Raw genomic sequence first — 14,950 nt, 5'->3', positions numbered from 1 at the left:
CTTTGCCGTGCTGAGCGGCGTGCGGCCCTTGACGGGTCGTGTAGGCATCGCACCGTCCACGATGCCGAAAAGGCGCCATGATCGCAGCCATCGGCGCCGGCCTGGCGATCGGCGCCGGTCTGGTACTGGTCGCCGCCGACCCGTCGGACGCCCTCGATCCGGAGCCCGGCCGGGCGGCCGCCGTGCTGGCGTCCGGCGCGGCCGCGATGACGGTGTCCGCCGTGGCTGGCCCCGGCCATGCCGCTGCTCCGCAGTGTCACCCGGGGCATGGCCGTACCGGCGCCGGATGCCTGTCAGCGCAGGGAGTCGCGCCACTGCCGGTGCAGGGCGGCGTAGCGGCCGCCGGCCGTGACGAGCCGGGCCGGCGGGCCGTCTTCCACGACCCGTCCGCCGTCGAGCACCAGCACCCGGTCAGCGGTTTCCACAGTGGACAGCCGGTGGGCGATGACGAGCGCGGTCCGGTCGCGCAACACCTGGTGCAGCGCCCGCTGCACCAGGCGTTCCGTCGGCACGTCGAGCGACGAGGTCGCCTCGTCGAGGATCAGCACCCGGGGGTCGGCCAGGAACGCCCGGGCGAACGCCACGAGCTGCCGCTGCCCCGCCGAGAGCCGCCCGCCGCGCCGGTGCACGTCGGTCGCGTACCCGTCGGGCAGCGCGGCGATGAACTCGTGCGCGCCGATCGCCCGGGCCGCCGCCACCACCGCCTCGTCGTCGGCGTCGGGGCGGCCGAACCTGACGTTGTCGGCCACGGAACCGCTGAACAGGTGGGTCTCCTGGGTCACCAGCACCACCGCCCGGCGCAGCTCGGCGTCGGCCAGGTCGCACAGATCCACCCCGTCCAGGCACACCGACCCGGCGTCCGGGTCGTGGAAGCGGGCCAGCAGCTTGGCGACTGTGGACTTCCCGGCGCCGGTCGGCCCGATCAACGCCACGGTCTGCCCGGCCGGCACGGTCAGGTCCAGGCCGGACAGGATCGGCGTCTGCCGGCGGTAGCCGAAGGAGACCGACCGAAAGGTCACCGCGCCGCGCGGCGGCCCGGCGGGCAGCGGCACCGGCCGGACCGGTTCGGGCACCGCCGGGCGTTCGTCGAGCACCCCGGCCAGCTTCTCCAGCGCCGCGGTCGCCGACTGGAGCGAGTTGTAGAACTGGCTCAGCTCCTCCATCGGCTCGAAGAAGCGGCGCAGGTAGAGCAGGAACGCGGCGAGCACGCCCACCTCCACGTCGCCGCCCAGCACCCGCCACCCGCCGTACCCGAGCACCACCGCCGCGGTCAGGTTGCCGATCAGCCGGATGCCCGGCGAGTAGATCGCGATCAGCCGGAACGCGCGCAGGCTGGAGCGCCGGTAGTCGTCGTTCACCCCGCCGAAGATGTGCTCGTTGCGCTCCTCCCGCCGGTACGCCTGCACGGCCCGGATCCCGCGCAGCGACTCGACGAAGTGCACGATGACCAGCGCCACCGCCTCCCGGGTGCGCCGGTACGCCCCGGCCGACGCGTGGGCGAACCAGCGCGACAGCACGAACAGGAACGGGAACGCGAGCAGCGTCACCGCCGCCAGCGGCAGGTCCAGCCAGAGCAGGATGCCCGCCACCGACAGCACGGAGAGCCCGGCCATCGCCAGCTTGTCGATGCCGCCGTCGACCAGCTCGGCGATCGACTCCAGGTCGCTGGTCAGCCGGGACACCATCCGGCCGGACGTGTAGCGCTCGTGGAACCCGACGTCGAGGCGGAGGAAGTGCCCGTACACCCGGCGGCGCAGGTCGAGCAGGACGGCCTGGCCGATCCGGGCGGCGAGGGTGAGGAACGCGCGCCGGGCCGCGTACTCGACAGCGGTCGCGGCCACGAACGCGGCGGCCACGGCGATCAGCGGGCCGGGACCACCGGACCGCAGCGGCCCGATGCCCCGGTCGATGCCGAGCATGACCAGGTACGGCCCGGACATCGCGGCGGCGTTCTGGGCCAGCAGCAACGCCACCGCCAGGCCGAGCGTCCGCCGGTGCGGGCGCAGCAGCCGCCGCAGCAGCAGCCGGCTGCGGGCGCGCAGCCGGGCCACCGCCTCCGGGGAGGAGTCCTCGGCCCGGCTGCGGTCGGCGTCCGGATCGCTGGCCCGCCCTCGCCAGTGGGACAGGTCGTCATCGTCGCCGTGGCGTTCGCCGGTCGCACCGTCACCGTTCGGCGCGTCGCGCGGCCGGGGCACCCGCGGCACACGGCCGGTCACGAGCGCACCAGTCCGACGCCGCCGGTCCGGCGCTCCGGCTCGGCGGACAGCACCGCCCGGTACGCGGGCACCCGGGCCAGCAGATCCGAGTGGGTGCCGACGGCGGCGATCCGGCCGTCGTCGAGCAACGCCACCCGATCCGCCAGCGCCACTGTCGAGGGGCGGTGCGCCACCAGCAGGGTGGTGGTCGCGGTCTCCCGCAGCACCCGGCGCAGGGCCGTCTCGACGAGCGCCTCGGTGTGCACGTCGAGCGCGGAGAGCGGGTCGTCGAGCACCAGCACCGCGGGCCGGCCGAGCACCGCACGCGCCAGCGCGAGCCGCTGCCGCTGCCCGCCGGACAACGACAGCCCCTGCTCACCGACCCGGGTGGCCAGCCCCCACGGCAGCCCGTACGCGAACTCCGCCTGGGCCAGCGCCAGCGCGGCCCGGACCTCGTCCTCGCTCGCGTCCGGCCGGCCCAGGGTGAGGTTCTCCCAGACCGACATGGAGAACAGCGTCGGCTCCTCGAACGCCACGGCGACCAGTCGGCGCAACGAATCCAACCGCAGGTCACGCACGTCGTTCCCGTCGAGTGTGAGCCGGCCGCCGGTCGCCTCGTGCAGCCGGGGGACGAGCGACAGCAGCGTGCTCTTGCCGCAGCCGGTGACGCCGACCAGCGCCATCGTCTCGCCCGGTTCGACGGTCAGGTCCAGGTCGCGCAGCACCGGCGCGGACGTGCCGGGATAGCGGAAGCGGACCCCCTCGAAGCGGAGCCGGCCGCGTACCTCGCTCCGGTCGAGCGGCCGGGCCTGCGGGCCGTCCACGATGGTCGGCGGCGTGTCCAGCACCTCCTGGATCCGGTCGGCGGCGGTCGCGGCCTCCTGACCGTTTGCGATGATCCAGCCCAGCGACTGTACCGGCCAGATCAGCATGAGCTGGAGGCTGACGAACGCGACCAGCTCGCCGATGGACAGGGCGCCGTCGGCGACCGCCGCGGCGCCGGCCACCAGGACGGCGCCGAGCGTCAGGTTGGGCACCAGGTCGAACAGCGCGGACGTACGGGCCAGCAGCCGGGCCTTACCGATCCCGGTGTCGTGCAGCCGGCGCGCGCCGACGGCGAACCGGGCCGCCAGTTCCGGCCCGCGCCCGTACGCCCGCATGGTGCGTAGCCCCAGCGCCGTCTCCTCGACCAGTGTGGCGACGTCGCCCTGCTGGTCCTGCATCCGGCGCGACGCCGCGTGGTAGTGGCGCGCGAAACGGCGGCTGATCAGGAACAGCGGTACGGCGCTGGCCGCGACCAGCAGTCCCAGCCACGGGTGCAGCCGGATCAGCAGCGCCACCACTGCCGCGTAGGTGACCAGGTTGAGCACCAGGAACAGCAGCCCGAAGGAGAGGAACCGCCGGATCACCGACAGGTCGCTGGTGATCCGGGACAGCAACTGACCGGACTGCCAGCGGTCGTGGAAGGAGGCCGGAAGCCGCTGCAGGTGGGCGTAGATCTCGGCGCGGATGGCGGCCTCCATGCCCACCGAGGACGACGACTGCGTCCAGCGGCGAATGAAGATCAGGACCGCCTCGGCCATGCCGAGCAGCAGCGCCAGGCCACCGAGCCGGAGCAGCCCGGCCTCGTCGTGCCGGGCCACCGGCCCGTCGACCACCCGCTGCACCACCAGCGGGACGGCCAGGCTCGCCGCGGTGGCGGCGAGCGCCGCCACCAGCAGCCAGGCGAACTCCATCGCGTACGGGCGCAGGTAGGGCCGCAGCCGCCAGAGGTTGTGCAGCGGCTGGGACCGGGCGTCGATATGCGCCGCGGGATTGCCGTCGCTGGACGCGGGCACTACCAGACGGTAGCCGCCGGGGGTGCCGGTGCGGCTGTCAGCTAGCCGTCACCCGTCCCTCATGCCCGAGAAGCCACTTCTTCACATCCAGCCCCCAGCGGTAGCCGCCCAGCGTGCCATCGGTGCGCAGCACCCGGTGGCACGGCACGAACAGCGCGGCGGCGTTGCGGGCGCAGGCCGCCGCGGCGGCCCGCACGGCAGCCGGTCGCCCGGCCAGCGCGGCGAACCCGGTGTAGGTGACCGGGTCGCCGGGCTTGACGTCGCGCAGCACCCGCCAGGCGTGCGTCAGGAAGGGCCCGCCGGTGTGCTGCTCGACCGCCACCGCGTCGATGGCGGCCAGGTCACCGTCCAGGTAGGCGCGAACGGCGGCGGTCACCGGACCGAGTTCGGCCCGTTCCCGCAGCTCACCGCGCAGACTCGGGTGGATCAACAGCATCAGGGCCGCCGGGTCGGCGGTGAAACCCGCCGCGCGTACCGCCCCGCTGGGGCCGGCGAGCACGCTCAACGGGCCGCTGGGGGTGTCGATGACTGTGCTGTCCACAGTGCTCATGCTGCTCTCCAGAGTCGGATGGTCGCGTACGACCGCCAGGGGCGCCAGCGGTCGGCGTACGCGGACAGGGTCTTCGGGTCGTCGGACAGGCCGAGCGCTGCCGCGCCGCGGCGGACGCCCAGGTCGGTGGTGAGCGCGACGTCGGGGTCGCCGAGTGCGCGCATGGCCAGGTAGCCGGTGGTCCACGGGCCGATGCCGGGCACCGAGGCCAGGAGCCGGACCGCCTCCTCCCGGTCGCCGCCGGGTTCCAGGTCCAGCTCGCCGTCGGCGACCGTGCGGGCCAGCGCCCGGATCGTCTCCCGGCGGGCCGCCGGCATCCGGAACGCCGTGTCCGGCGCGGCGAGCACCTCGGCCGGGCCGGGGAACGCCACCAGGCCGTCCGCCGGGTCGCCGGCACCCGTCCCGGTGGCGGACCGGGTGGCGGCGAGCAGGCGGGTGAGCGTGGTCCGCGCCGAGGTCAGCGAGACCTGCTGGGTGGCGACGGCGCGGACGGCCAGCTCGAAGCCGTCGACCGCGTGCGGCAGCCGGACGCCCGGCTCCGCCGCGACGGCCCGGGCCAGCGCGGGGTCGGCGGCCAGTGTGGCGTCCACCGCGACCGGGTCGGCGTCCAGGTCGAGCAGGCGGCGGCAGCGGGCCACGGCCGGGGCCAGGTCACGCATGTCGGCCAGCCGCAGCGTGGCGGCCACGTATCCGTCGGCGGGGGTCAGCGCCACCGTGGCGGGACCGTGCGGCAGGCGCAGCCCTCGGTGGTAGGTGCGCTCGCGGACCACCTCGATGCCGGGTAGCGCACGCAGCGCGAGGAAGTCCAGCAGCGCGCCCGCGTGCAGCGGAGGCCGGTGGGCCAGCCGTAGCGCGAGCGTGCCCGCCCCGGCGGTCGCGGCCGGGCCGCGTCGCCCGGCCCGCAGCTCGGACGGGGTGCCGCCGTAGACGTCGCGGACCGTGTCGTTGAACTGCCGGACGCTGCCGAACCCGGCGGCGAAGGCCACCTCGGCCAGGCCGAGGCCGGTGGTCTCGATCAGGATCCGGGCGGTCTGCGCGCGCTGGGCCCGGGCCAGCGCCAGCGGGCCGGCGCCCAGCTCGGCCCGGAGCATCCGGTGCAGGTGCCGCTCGGTGTAGCCCAGCCGGGTGGCCAGACCGGGCACCCCGTCCCGGTCCACCACGCCGTCGGCGATCAGCCGCATGGCGCGGCCGACCAGGTCGGCCCGGACGTCCCACTGGGGCGAGCCCGGTGCCGCGTCCGGCCGGCACCGGCGGCACGCCCGCAGCCCGGCTCCCTGCGCGGCGGCGGCGGACGGGAAGAACCGGACGTTGCGCCGCTTCGGTGTCATGGCCGGACACGACGGCCGGCAGTAGATCCCGGTCGACGTCACGCCGGTGTAGAACCAGCCGTCGAACCGCGGGTCGCGGCTGTCGACGGCCCGGTAGCACCGCTCGAAGTCCAGCTCCATGCCCTCGATCCTGCCTCGCAGCTCCCAGGCTCGGCTGGCGGGATTCGGACATGACGTGAGGCAGTCGCGCCAGCTCGGGGAGGTGGCGGTATCCCCGGCCCCGGGATGCCGCCACCTCGGCGAGGTGGCGTGGATCATGACCAGCGGACCCGAGAAAGTGTCGTAAGTGGTCGGTAGCGTCCCGCCACCAACTCAAGAAGAGGTGCGGGGGATGGCGAGCGTGGCCGGGCGGGGTGTCCGCTGATGCGATCGGGGCGGGCGCCGTTGGACGCGGCGGTGGTGGAGGGCTTCTACGAGCGGATGCGGGCGGTGGCGCCGGCCGCCTACGGCGCGATCGAGCGTGACCGGGCCGGTGACCCCGGCCGCCCCTTCGCGGACACCGCCTGCGGGCGGCTCGCCGGCTCTCTCGACCCGGACGGGCTGCGCGCGCTCGGCATGTGGGCACACCACTGGTGCATGCGCTTCTACGACGACGACACCCGGGTCGGCCTGCGGCTGGTCCGGGAGATCGCGGCCCGCCCCGGCCTGGGCTGGACCGCGGACGAGGTGCGGTGGCTGCTCGACCGGTCGTATGCGGCCGGGCCCGCCGCCGCGCACCGGTTCACGCTGCCGCTCGCGGCCGCGGCGCAGCTGCCGGCCGGTGTGCTGCCCGAGGGCATCGCCGCCGACACCCGGCCGGAGGACTGGCGCCGGCTGCGGGCCGGCTGAGCGCCGGGTGGCATCGCCGTTCGGTCCGGCAACTGGGCGAGCATCATGGCCGCCACGGCCACCGCGAACCCGGTGAGCTGGACCGGGTCCAGCGCCTGGCCGAGCACCACCCAGCCGAGCGCGGCGGCGGTGAGCGGGCTCAGCGCGCCCAGCACCGACACGCGGGACACCGGCAGCCGCGCCGCGCCGCGGAACCACAGCACGTACGCCAGCGCGGTGCCCGCCAGCCCGAGCCACGCGTACCCGAGCACTGCCGGCCCGTCGAGCGCGGGCGGCGCGCCCTCGACGGCCGCGGCGACCGGCGCGATCATCAGGCCGCCGGCCACGAGCTGCCAGCTCGTCGCGGCGAGGACGCCCACACCGGGTGGCCGTCCCCAGCGGCGGGTGAGCACCAGCCCGGCGGCCATCGCCACGGCGCCGGCCAGTCCGGCGGCGACGCCGAGCGGGTCGAGGCCGGCACCCGGACGCAGCACCACGAGGGCGACGCCGAGCGGTGCGGCCACGGCGGCGACCAGCGCCGGCCGGGTGGGGCGGTCGCGGAGCACCGCGACTGTGAGCACCGCCACCAGCAGCGGCTGTGTGGCGCCGAGCACGGCGGCGGTGCCGCCGGGCAGCCGGTACGCGGCGAGGAACAACAGCGGGAAGAACACCCCGATGTTCAGCGCGCCGAGCACGGCGGCTCGTCCCCACCAGGGGCCGTGTGGTCGCCGGCGGGTCAGGGCGAGCAGCAGCAGACCGGCCGGGAGGGCGCGGATCGCCCCGGCCCAGAGCGGCCGGTCCGGGGGAAGGAGTTCGGCGGTCACCAGGTAGGTGGTGCCCCAGGTGAGCGGCGCGGCGGCGGTGAGCGCGACGTCGGTCCAGTGGCGGTTCATGGCAGCCTCTTCTTGGGCATAAGTATCTTAGCGCTAAGCTAATCAGCCCCGAACGAAAAGGGGAAGTGGGACGTGCGGCACAATCGGCAGCCGTGACAGGCGACGAGGTGGACGTGATCGTCGAGCAGTGGCGGCGGGAGCGCCCCGGCATGCGGCCCGAGCCGATGGCCGTGTTCGGCCGCATCTACCGGCTCGCCCGCCTGGTCGGCGACGGCCAGGAGAAGGTGTACGCGGACTGGGGCATCGGCCGGGGCGAGTTCGACGTGCTGGCCGCGCTGCGGCGCTCCGGCTCGCCGTACACACTGGCGCCGAAGGCGCTCGCCGCCTCGCTGATGCTCACCTCGGGCGGCATGACCGGGCGGCTCGACCGGCTGGAACGGGCCGGCCTGGTGCGGCGCTCGCCGGACCCGGCCGACCGGCGGGCGCTGCGGGTCAGCCTCACCGACACCGGCCGCCGGGTGGTCGACGAGTCGGTCGAGGCCGGGCTCGCGGTGCAGCGGCGGATCCTCGACGCGCTTCCGCCCGCCGACCAGGACCGGCTGGCCGACCTGTTGCGCACGTTGCTCGCGGCGGCCGGCACCGACGCTTCGGGTCCGGCACAATGATCGGCACCGTCACCGGAAGGACGCCCATGCCCGCCAGCGAACCGACGATCGTCGCCACCAGCATGGGTTTCTCCAGCCGTCGGCGTGGCCCCTGGGACGCGCGGCCCAGCGCCCTGTTCGACCTGATGGCCGAGCTGGCCGGGGCCGGTGACGCGCCGCGCGTCTGCTACCTCGGCCAGGCCACCGGCGACCAGCCGACCGGGTTCACCGTCTTCTACGGCGCCTTCGCCGGCACCCGGTTCCGCGCCTCCCACCTGGCGCTCTACCCGATGCCGAACGTCGAGGACATTCGCGCCCACCTGCTCGCGCAGGACGTCATCTGGGTCGGCGGCGGTAGCGTGGCGAACCTCTGCGCGGTCTGGCGGGTGCACGGCCTGCCGGAGATCCTGCACGAGTGCTGGCAGGCCGGAGTGGTGCTCGGCGGGGTCTCCGCCGGGTCGATCTGCTGGCACACCGGCGGCGCCACCGACAGTTACGGCCCGACGCTGCGGCCCTTCACCGAAGGGCTGGGCTGGCTCCCGTACGGCAACGGCGTGCACTACGACAGCGAGGAGCAGCGCCGCCCGCTCATGCACCGGCTGGTCGCCGACGGCACGCTGCCGGCCAGCCACTGCACCGACGACGGGGTGGGGCTGATCTACCGGGGCACCCGGCTGGCCGAGGCCGTTGCCGACCGGCCCGGCGTGGCCGCGTACGAGTTGGTCCGCGCCGAGGACGGCACCGTCGCCGAGACCCGGATCGAGCCGCGCCTGCTGTCCGCCGCGTCGGAGTGACCGGCTTCGCGGACCTGCCTGCCCGGCGCGGGCGGCGAACCGCGTAAGCTGACTCGTCGTGAGTCTCACCATCGGCATCGTCGGCCTACCCAACGTGGGCAAGAGCACCCTGTTCAACGCGCTGACCAAGAACGACGTGCTCGCCGCGAACTACCCGTTCGCCACCATCGAGCCGAACGTCGGTGTGGTCGGGCTGCCCGACGAGCGGCTGGCCAAGCTGGCCGAGATCTTCTCCTCGCAGAAGGTGCTGCCGGCGCCGGTCTCGTTCGTCGACATCGCGGGCCTGGTCCGAGGCGCCTCCAAGGGGCAGGGACGGGGCAACGCGTTCCTCGCCAACATCCGGGACGCATCGGCGATCTGCCAGGTGGTGCGTGCCTTCTCCGACCCGAACGTGGTGCACGTCGACGGCAAGGTCTCCCCGGCCGACGACATCGAGACGATCAACACCGAGCTGATCCTGGCCGACATCCAGACGCTGGAGAAGGCGCTGCCCCGGCTGGAGAAGGAGGCCAAGCTCCGCAAGGACCGGGCCGCCGCCGTCGAGGCCGCCAAGAAGGCGGTCGAGGTCCTGGACAGCGGCGTCACCCTCTACGCGGGCGCCGCCGCCGCGAAGGTCGAGCTGGAACACCTGCGTGAGCTGCACCTGCTCACCACCAAGCCGTTCCTCTACGTCTTCAACGTCGACGAGGCCGAGCTGGGCAACGCCGAGTTCCTCGACGAGCTGCGCGGCCTGGTCGCGCCCGCCGAGGCGGTCTTCATGGACGCCAAGATCGAGTCGGAGCTGGTGGACCTGCCCGAGGAGGAGGCCCGCGAGCTGCTGGAGTCGATCGGGCAGTCCGAGCCCGGCCTGAACCAGCTCGTGCGGGTGGGCTTCCGGACGCTCGGGCTCCAGACGTACCTGACGGCCGGCCCCAAGGAGGCGCGGGCCTGGACGATCCCGGTCGGCGCGACCGCGCCGGAGGCCGCCGGGGTGATCCACAGCGACTTCCAGCGCGGCTTCATCAAGGCCGAGGTGGTCTCCTACGCCGACCTGGTCGCGGCCGGATCGATGGCGGCGGCCAAGGCCGCCGGCAAGGTCCGGATCGAGGGCAAGGAGTACGTGATGCAGGACGGCGACGTGGTGGAGTTCCGCTTCAACGTCTGAATCTGGCCTGTTGTCGCAGGTCACGAGGTTGGTTCCTCGCCTGGGGTTCACCGGGAGCACACCCCACGCCTGCACCCCGGAGGGCACGACGGTCGGCAGGCGGCGGTAGCCGAGTGGAGTCGCGGCAGCGTGCCACCTGTTCGCCCGGCAGCGGATGGCGGTCAACCAACTGCTCACACCGGTTTCAGGGCCGGGCTGAGGGCTCGGCGTGATATGCCTCGTGCAGGAGGTGGGCGAAGTTGGCGCCGTTCGCGAGCTGCCTGTCTCCCAGGCGGGAGACATGAATGGCTGGGGTCCACGAGTTCATGACGACGACGGCCAGGTCCTCGCTCAGGTCGGCTCGGCGGATTTCGCGAGTCTGCTGAGGGACGCCGAGCTTCTGGAGCTGGCGGGTGACGATCTGCATGGTTACTCCGGGCAGGATGTCGGCCTGCGGCCAGATGACCCGCTCGCCATCCCACAGGGCGAGGTTCCAAATGGTCGCTTCGCTCAACCGGCCCTCACCGAAGGCGGGTACGCGGAGGACCCCGTCGGGGTCGCCGAGACGATCCGGGGGGGGGCTCGACGCCGGGGCGGTAGGTGTCAACCTGGAAGACGGTCCGCGGCCGGCCGCCGAACACGCCGAACGGATCGCGGCTGCGCGGAAGGCCGCCGGTTCGGCGCTGTTCATCAACGCCCGGATCGACACCTACCTGATGTCGCTCGGAGATCCCTCCACCCGGCTGCGGGATACGCTTGACCGCGCGGCGGCCTACATCGCCGCTGGCGCAGACGGCGTCTTTGTGCCCGGTGTGGCCGATGCCGAGACCGTGGCGGCGCTCGCCGCCAAGCTCACGGTGCCGTTGAACGTCATGGCCGGTCCGGGCTCACCCTCGATCGGTGAGCTTGCCGGCCTGGGCGTCACGAGGGTCAGCCTCGGCCCGGCGATCGCCCTGGCCGCGTACGCGGCGGCGCGGCGCGCCGCTTGCGAGTTGCTGACCGCCGGCACCTACCAGGCCCTCGACGGCTCACTCGGCTTCGCCGAGACCGATGCGCTGATGGCTGCGATCCCCTCGAAGGGCTGACTCGAGCGGTGGTCCTCCGGTCGCCTGGTTGCGTTCGGTGGTCAACCCTCAATGTGTCGGGCCGGAGTCCTGGGTGAACGCCGTGGTGTGGTCGGTGGCCCACTGGCGGAACGTTCGAGCTGGCCTTCCGAGCAGGTCGGATACCGTGGAAGTGACGTGTGCGGGGCGTCCTGTCGCTGCGTTCCACGCGGCAAGGAGCATGTCCACGGCCGGGCGCGAGGCCACTGGGGTCTCACGCCGGAACTCGTCGGGCGACAGTTCCTCGAACGTGATCCGACGATCCAGCGAGTCTCCGATGATGCGCACCTGTTCGGCCTGGGTGAGTGATTCGGGGCCGGTCAGGACGTAATCGCCGCCGGCGTGCCCGTTCTCGGACAGGGTCCGCGCGACGACCGCAGCCACGTCTCGGTCGTCGACCGGGGCTGTCTCGGCCGCGCCGTAGGGCCACCGGACCACGCCGCCGCCACGGATCGCGGCGGCCCACCAGTGGAGGGCGTTCGACGCGAACATCCCCGGCCGGACGATCGTCGAGTCGAGGCCGGTGGCCGCGATGAGCCGCTCGATCTCGGCGTGCAGCCTCGCCATCGGGTTCGGTTGCTGGAAGAACGGGTGCGGGGTCCGATGTGGTGCGGACAGGTAGACGACCCGCCGTGCGTGGGTGGCCAGCCGGTCGACGACGGCCGCCGCGGTCTGTGGCGGGGCGGTCCAGACGAGGAAGACCGTGCTGACGGCGTGCAGCGCGGTGCCGAGCGATTCGGGAGCGGTGAGATCGCCGGTGACGATCTCGACATCGGGGGACAGTGTCGCCGCCGACTCTGCGCGGCGCACGAGGGCGCTGACCGGCACGCCCGCGTCGGTCAGCAGGTTGATCACGCCGCGTCCGACTCGTCCGGTCGCCCCGATGACGAGGATCGGTGGTCTCCCCCGAGGCGTCGTGGCAGCGTCGCCGGTTGCCGACGGGCGGCGGGTGTCTGTCTGTTCCATGACCCCCATCGAAACGTTACCGGGTAAAAAAAGCAACCCGGTAATAAATGTTACGGTGGCAGGGTGACCGAGCCGGTCGGGCTGCGCGCCCGCAAGAAGGTGCGAACCCGGGACGCGATCGCTGATGCGGCGATCTCGCTGGTCCTGGCGCGCGGGTTCGATCAGGTGTCGGTGTCTGACATCGCCGCGGCGGCCGAGGTGTCGAAGCCGACCCTGTTCCGCTACTTCGCCACCAAGGAAGACCTGATTCTGCACCGCTTCGCGGACCACAACGGCGAGGCCGCACGGGTGGTCCGTGACCGTCAGCCGGACATCGCCCCGGTGACGGCGCTGCACCGGCATTTCCGGGCCGGTCTCGATCGCTTCGAGCCGGTCACCGGCCTCAATGATCATCCGGAGGTGGTGGCCTTTCATCGGCTGGTGTTCACCACCCCGAGTCTGGCCGGACGCCTCCTGCAGTACATGTTCGACGATGAGGACGCACTGGCCGCCGTCATCGCACCGGGTGTTCGGGGCCGACTGCAAGCCGCCCAGTTGATCGCGGTGCAACGCGTACTGGCCCGCACCAACTGGCAGAAGATCGCCGACGGGCGGACCGCACGCGATGTGCAACCCGAGGCGGTCGCCGACGCAGACCAGGCCTTCGCCCAACTGGATCAGGCAACGGGCGGCTCCTGAGGCCGGACGTCGGCATCGCGGTCCTCACCGGCGCGGTAAGCCGTTCTTCGTGGCCCTGGACAACCGCTCCGACAGGCCGACAACCGTCGCGCAGACGACCGCCGGCCCGCGTTTCGCGGACCGGCGGCCGGGTGGTGCGCAACCGTCAGGCGTTGGCCCGGCGGATGGCCGCCATGCCCCCGAGCGCGGCCACGACGGCCACCAGGGCCGGCCATCCCACCAGCAGGCTGGCCTGGTCCTGGCTGCTCAGCCACTGCCAGATGTCGCCGAACCAGCCCTGCCAGATGACCAACGCGGTGAGCAGGCCGGTCACCAGGATCAGGGCCGCGCCGGCGCCGAGGAGGCCGTTCATGCCGAACCGGACGTACCAGACGGCGACGAAGATGGAGACGAAGTTCAGGAACAGGAACGGCACCGCGTAGACGGCGATCTGCAGCAGCCCGTTGTCGACGTCGATGTACGGGATCCGGAAGAACCGCAGCTCGATCCCGAAGCCGCCGGTGGCACCCTCGATCAGGTTGAGCAGGTAGAGCAGGACGCCGTAGACGACCGCCTGCACCACGTTCACCAGCATGGTGGCGAGATAGAAGGTACGTCTGGTGACGCCCATGCCGAGCGCGAACGGGAACACCTGGCTGATCGAGGCGGCGGCGACGATCGAGCAGACGATGTAGAGGCTGGCCAGGCCGCCCGTGGTGTTCTTGCCCGGCGCCGCCTCGCCGATCGAGGCGAAGATCAGCAGGTTGACGCCGAGCGAGAGGGCCATGATGCCCCACGGCCAGGCCAACTGGCCGAGCCAGGCGATGGTGTGCATCCGGGCGACGTCGAGGATGCGAGTCATCGGGAGTTCGTCCTTTCCGTCGTCAGGCGCACCACGGCCTGCTGCAGTGATACGGGCGCCAGGTCGATGCCGAGCTTCTTGGCGCGCAGCCGTTCGGCGTTGTCGAACGAGCCGCGCAGCGTCGTCCGGGCCGCACCGCCCAGATGCTCGCGGTGCAGCACCACGTACGCGGTCCCGAACTCGTCCACTGCCTCGGCGGGGCCGGTCGCCTCCATCACCTCTCCGCGCAGGTCGTCGCTGGGTGAGTCGAGCAGCAGCCTGCCGTGGTCGAGCAGCACCACGTGCTCGATCAGGTCGGCCACCTCGTCGATGAGGTGCGTGGAGAGCACGACGGTGCGCGGGTTCTCGGCGTAGTCGGCCAGCAGGCGGTCGTAGAAGAGCTGCCGGGCGACGGCGTCGAGCCCCAGGTACGGCTCGTCGAAGAAGGTCAGCGGCGCCCGTGCGGCCAGGCCGATCGTGACGCCCAGCGCGGACGTCATGCCTCGGGACAGCTTGCGGACGTTGCGCTTGCGTGGCAGCTCGAAGCCGTCCACGAGGGACTGCGCGAAGTCCTCGTCCCAGTTCGGGAACAGCCGCCTCGCCAGGCTCAGGACGTGCCGTACCTGGTAGGCGGCCGGGTACGTCTGGCTCTCCTTGATGAAGGCCACGCGCGACAGCGCCCGTTCGTTCTCGTACGGCCGCTCGCCGAAGACCGTCAGGTCGCCACTGGTGACGCTCTGCTGGCCGGTGATCAGTTGCATCAGCGTCGTCTTGCCGGCGCCGTTGCGGCCGAGAAGTCCGTAGATCTTGTTGCCCGTCAGCGTGAAGGTGACGTCGTCCAGAGCGGCCACGTCGCCGTACCGCTTCGTGAGGCCGGCAGCCGCCACGACGCTCATCGTTGTTCCTCCCATGTCTCGATGAGCTTCTTCAGCTCGTCGGTGCCGATGCCCAATTTGCGGGCCTCCTCGATGAGGGGCCGCACGTACTGATCAGAGAACTCGTGCCGGCGACGCTCTCGGAGCGTTTCGCTGGCCCCCGTTGCCACGAACATTCCGATTCCCCGGCGTTTGTAGAGAAGCCCGTCATCGACCAGGCGGTTGATCCCCTTGGCGGCGGTCGCCGGATTGATCCGGTGGAACGCCGCCAGCTCGTTTGTGGACGGCACCTGGGTCTCCTCCGCGTACGTCCCGTCGATGATCGAGTTCTCGATCAGTTCCGCGATCTGGACGAAGATCGGACGACCGTCATCCATGCCAGCTCCGTTGGTTCGT

15 protein-coding genes and 1 pseudogene are annotated in these 14,950 nt (G+C 72.6%); 6 read left to right on the top strand and 10 right to left on the bottom strand.

Features of this window, described 5'->3' with window-relative positions; genetic code table 11:
• Positions 1–293 precede the first annotated feature (293 nt).
• From ACFYO8_RS03605 to ACFYO8_RS03590, 4 genes are all read right to left on the bottom strand, one after another.
• Positions 294–2,126, bottom strand: a complete 1,833-nt coding sequence (locus ACFYO8_RS03605) for an ABC transporter ATP-binding protein (RefSeq protein ID WP_354870804.1) — start codon at positions 2,124–2,126, stop codon at positions 294–296.
• Between the two features lie 86 nt (positions 2,127–2,212).
• Positions 2,213–4,033 (bottom strand): ABC transporter ATP-binding protein, encoded by a 1,821-nt coding sequence (locus ACFYO8_RS03600; protein ID WP_387188761.1) that lies wholly within the window; start codon positions 4,031–4,033, stop codon positions 2,213–2,215.
• 37 nt (positions 4,034–4,070) lie between these two features.
• The gene (locus ACFYO8_RS03595; protein WP_354870735.1) at positions 4,071–4,583 is read right to left on the bottom strand and encodes a methylated-DNA--[protein]-cysteine S-methyltransferase; all 513 of its coding nucleotides are present in this window, start codon (positions 4,581–4,583) and stop codon (positions 4,071–4,073) included.
• Positions 4,580–6,031 (bottom strand): AlkA N-terminal domain-containing protein, encoded by a 1,452-nt coding sequence (locus tag ACFYO8_RS03590; RefSeq protein ID WP_354870737.1) that lies wholly within the window; start codon positions 6,029–6,031, stop codon positions 4,580–4,582. Before ACFYO8_RS03590 ends, ACFYO8_RS03595 begins: the two co-directional genes overlap by 4 nt.
• 243 nt (positions 6,032–6,274) lie before the next feature.
• On the opposite strand from ACFYO8_RS03590, the gene ACFYO8_RS03585 reads away from it, so the two are divergent.
• The gene (locus tag ACFYO8_RS03585; protein WP_354870739.1) at positions 6,275–6,739 is read left to right on the top strand and encodes a hypothetical protein; all 465 of its coding nucleotides are present in this window, start codon (positions 6,275–6,277) and stop codon (positions 6,737–6,739) included.
• A 50-nt stretch (positions 6,740–6,789) separates the two neighbouring features.
• Here ACFYO8_RS03585 and ACFYO8_RS03580 read toward each other — a convergent pair.
• Positions 6,790–7,611 (bottom strand): annotated as a pseudogene (locus tag ACFYO8_RS03580) (EamA family transporter); the annotation flags it as partial.
• 92 nt (positions 7,612–7,703) lie between these two features.
• On the opposite strand from ACFYO8_RS03580, the gene ACFYO8_RS03575 reads away from it, so the two are divergent.
• Genes ACFYO8_RS03575 through ychF form a run of 3 tightly spaced genes read left to right on the top strand, consistent with a single transcriptional unit; the run spans position 7,704 to position 10,133 of the window.
• A complete protein-coding gene (locus tag ACFYO8_RS03575; protein WP_354870741.1) occupies positions 7,704–8,216 on the top strand; it encodes a MarR family transcriptional regulator in 513 nt (170 codons plus the stop codon).
• Positions 8,217–8,242: 26 nt separating this feature from the next.
• Complete coding sequence (locus ACFYO8_RS03570; RefSeq protein ID WP_354870743.1) at positions 8,243–8,989, top strand: peptidase E; 747 nt, start codon at positions 8,243–8,245, stop codon at positions 8,987–8,989.
• Positions 8,990–9,047: 58 nt separating this feature from the next.
• Entirely contained in the window at positions 9,048–10,133 is a 1,086-nt protein-coding gene (gene ychF / locus ACFYO8_RS03565; RefSeq protein ID WP_354870745.1) for a redox-regulated ATPase YchF, read from the top strand.
• A gap of 184 nt (positions 10,134–10,317) precedes the next feature.
• On the opposite strand, the gene ACFYO8_RS03560 is transcribed toward ychF, so the two are convergent.
• Positions 10,318–10,626 (bottom strand): aminotransferase class IV, encoded by a 309-nt coding sequence (locus ACFYO8_RS03560; RefSeq protein ID WP_354870809.1) that lies wholly within the window; start codon positions 10,624–10,626, stop codon positions 10,318–10,320.
• On the opposite strand from ACFYO8_RS03560, the gene ACFYO8_RS03555 reads away from it, so the two are divergent.
• The gene (locus ACFYO8_RS03555) at positions 10,610–11,197 is read left to right on the top strand and encodes an isocitrate lyase/phosphoenolpyruvate mutase family protein (protein ID WP_387256786.1); all 588 of its coding nucleotides are present in this window, start codon (positions 10,610–10,612) and stop codon (positions 11,195–11,197) included. The two genes, ACFYO8_RS03560 and ACFYO8_RS03555, sit on opposite strands and share 17 nt — an antisense overlap.
• Positions 11,198–11,245: 48 nt before the next feature.
• On the opposite strand, the gene ACFYO8_RS03550 is transcribed toward ACFYO8_RS03555, so the two are convergent.
• Positions 11,246–12,181: an NAD(P)H-binding protein gene (locus tag ACFYO8_RS03550; RefSeq protein ID WP_355094960.1), complete on the bottom strand. Its 936-nt coding sequence runs from the start codon at positions 12,179–12,181 to the stop codon at positions 11,246–11,248.
• 63 nt (positions 12,182–12,244) lie between these two features.
• Between ACFYO8_RS03550 and ACFYO8_RS03545 the strand changes: the two genes are divergently transcribed.
• The gene (locus ACFYO8_RS03545; RefSeq protein ID WP_354870747.1) at positions 12,245–12,859 is read left to right on the top strand and encodes a TetR family transcriptional regulator; all 615 of its coding nucleotides are present in this window, start codon (positions 12,245–12,247) and stop codon (positions 12,857–12,859) included.
• Positions 12,860–13,004: 145 nt separating this feature from the next.
• Here ACFYO8_RS03545 and ACFYO8_RS03540 read toward each other — a convergent pair whose 3' ends face one another.
• The 3 genes from ACFYO8_RS03540 to ACFYO8_RS03530 are packed head-to-tail and all read right to left on the bottom strand — an operon-like array spanning position 13,005 to position 14,931.
• Positions 13,005–13,700 carry an ABC transporter permease gene (locus tag ACFYO8_RS03540; RefSeq protein WP_354870749.1) on the bottom strand — a complete coding sequence of 232 codons (696 nt, stop codon included), beginning with the start codon at positions 13,698–13,700 and terminating at the stop codon, positions 13,005–13,007.
• Positions 13,697–14,575, bottom strand: coding sequence for an ABC transporter ATP-binding protein (locus ACFYO8_RS03535; RefSeq protein WP_355094958.1), 879 nt, complete (start codon positions 14,573–14,575; stop codon positions 13,697–13,699). Before ACFYO8_RS03535 ends, ACFYO8_RS03540 begins: the two co-directional genes overlap by 4 nt.
• The gene (locus tag ACFYO8_RS03530) at positions 14,572–14,931 is read right to left on the bottom strand and encodes a GntR family transcriptional regulator (RefSeq protein WP_354870754.1); all 360 of its coding nucleotides are present in this window, start codon (positions 14,929–14,931) and stop codon (positions 14,572–14,574) included. The genes ACFYO8_RS03535 and ACFYO8_RS03530 overlap by 4 nt, the downstream gene beginning before the upstream one ends.
• Between the last annotated feature and the right edge of the window lie 19 nt (positions 14,932–14,950).

This window comes from Micromonospora sp. NPDC005257, from assembly GCF_042872445.1.
Classification (GTDB): domain Bacteria; phylum Actinomycetota; class Actinomycetes; order Mycobacteriales; family Micromonosporaceae; genus Micromonospora.
The sequence above is the reverse complement of the archived record's forward strand: the minus strand, read 5'-3'. Positions and strand labels throughout refer to the sequence as shown.

What these genes read in the sequence shown, in the direction of transcription:
- ACFYO8_RS03570 (WP_354870743.1), top strand. Translation starts at nt 8,243, where the DNA reads ATGCCCGCCAGCGAACCGACGATCGTCGCCACCAGCATGGGTTTCTCC.
- ACFYO8_RS03595 (WP_354870735.1), bottom strand. Translation starts at nt 4,583, where the DNA reads ATGAGCACTGTGGACAGCACAGTCATCGACACCCCCAGCGGCCCGTTG.
- ACFYO8_RS03590 (WP_354870737.1), bottom strand. Translation starts at nt 6,031, where the DNA reads ATGGAGCTGGACTTCGAGCGGTGCTACCGGGCCGTCGACAGCCGCGAC.
- ACFYO8_RS03585 (WP_354870739.1), top strand. Translation starts at nt 6,275, where the DNA reads ATGCGATCGGGGCGGGCGCCGTTGGACGCGGCGGTGGTGGAGGGCTTC.
- ACFYO8_RS03535 (WP_355094958.1), bottom strand. Translation starts at nt 14,575, where the DNA reads ATGAGCGTCGTGGCGGCTGCCGGCCTCACGAAGCGGTACGGCGACGTG.
- ACFYO8_RS03540 (WP_354870749.1), bottom strand. Translation starts at nt 13,700, where the DNA reads ATGACTCGCATCCTCGACGTCGCCCGGATGCACACCATCGCCTGGCTC.
- ACFYO8_RS03555 (WP_387256786.1), top strand. Translation starts at nt 10,610, where the DNA reads ATGGTCGCTTCGCTCAACCGGCCCTCACCGAAGGCGGGTACGCGGAGG.
- ACFYO8_RS03530 (WP_354870754.1), bottom strand. Translation starts at nt 14,931, where the DNA reads ATGGATGACGGTCGTCCGATCTTCGTCCAGATCGCGGAACTGATCGAG.
- ACFYO8_RS03550 (WP_355094960.1), bottom strand. Translation starts at nt 12,181, where the DNA reads ATGGAACAGACAGACACCCGCCGCCCGTCGGCAACCGGCGACGCTGCC.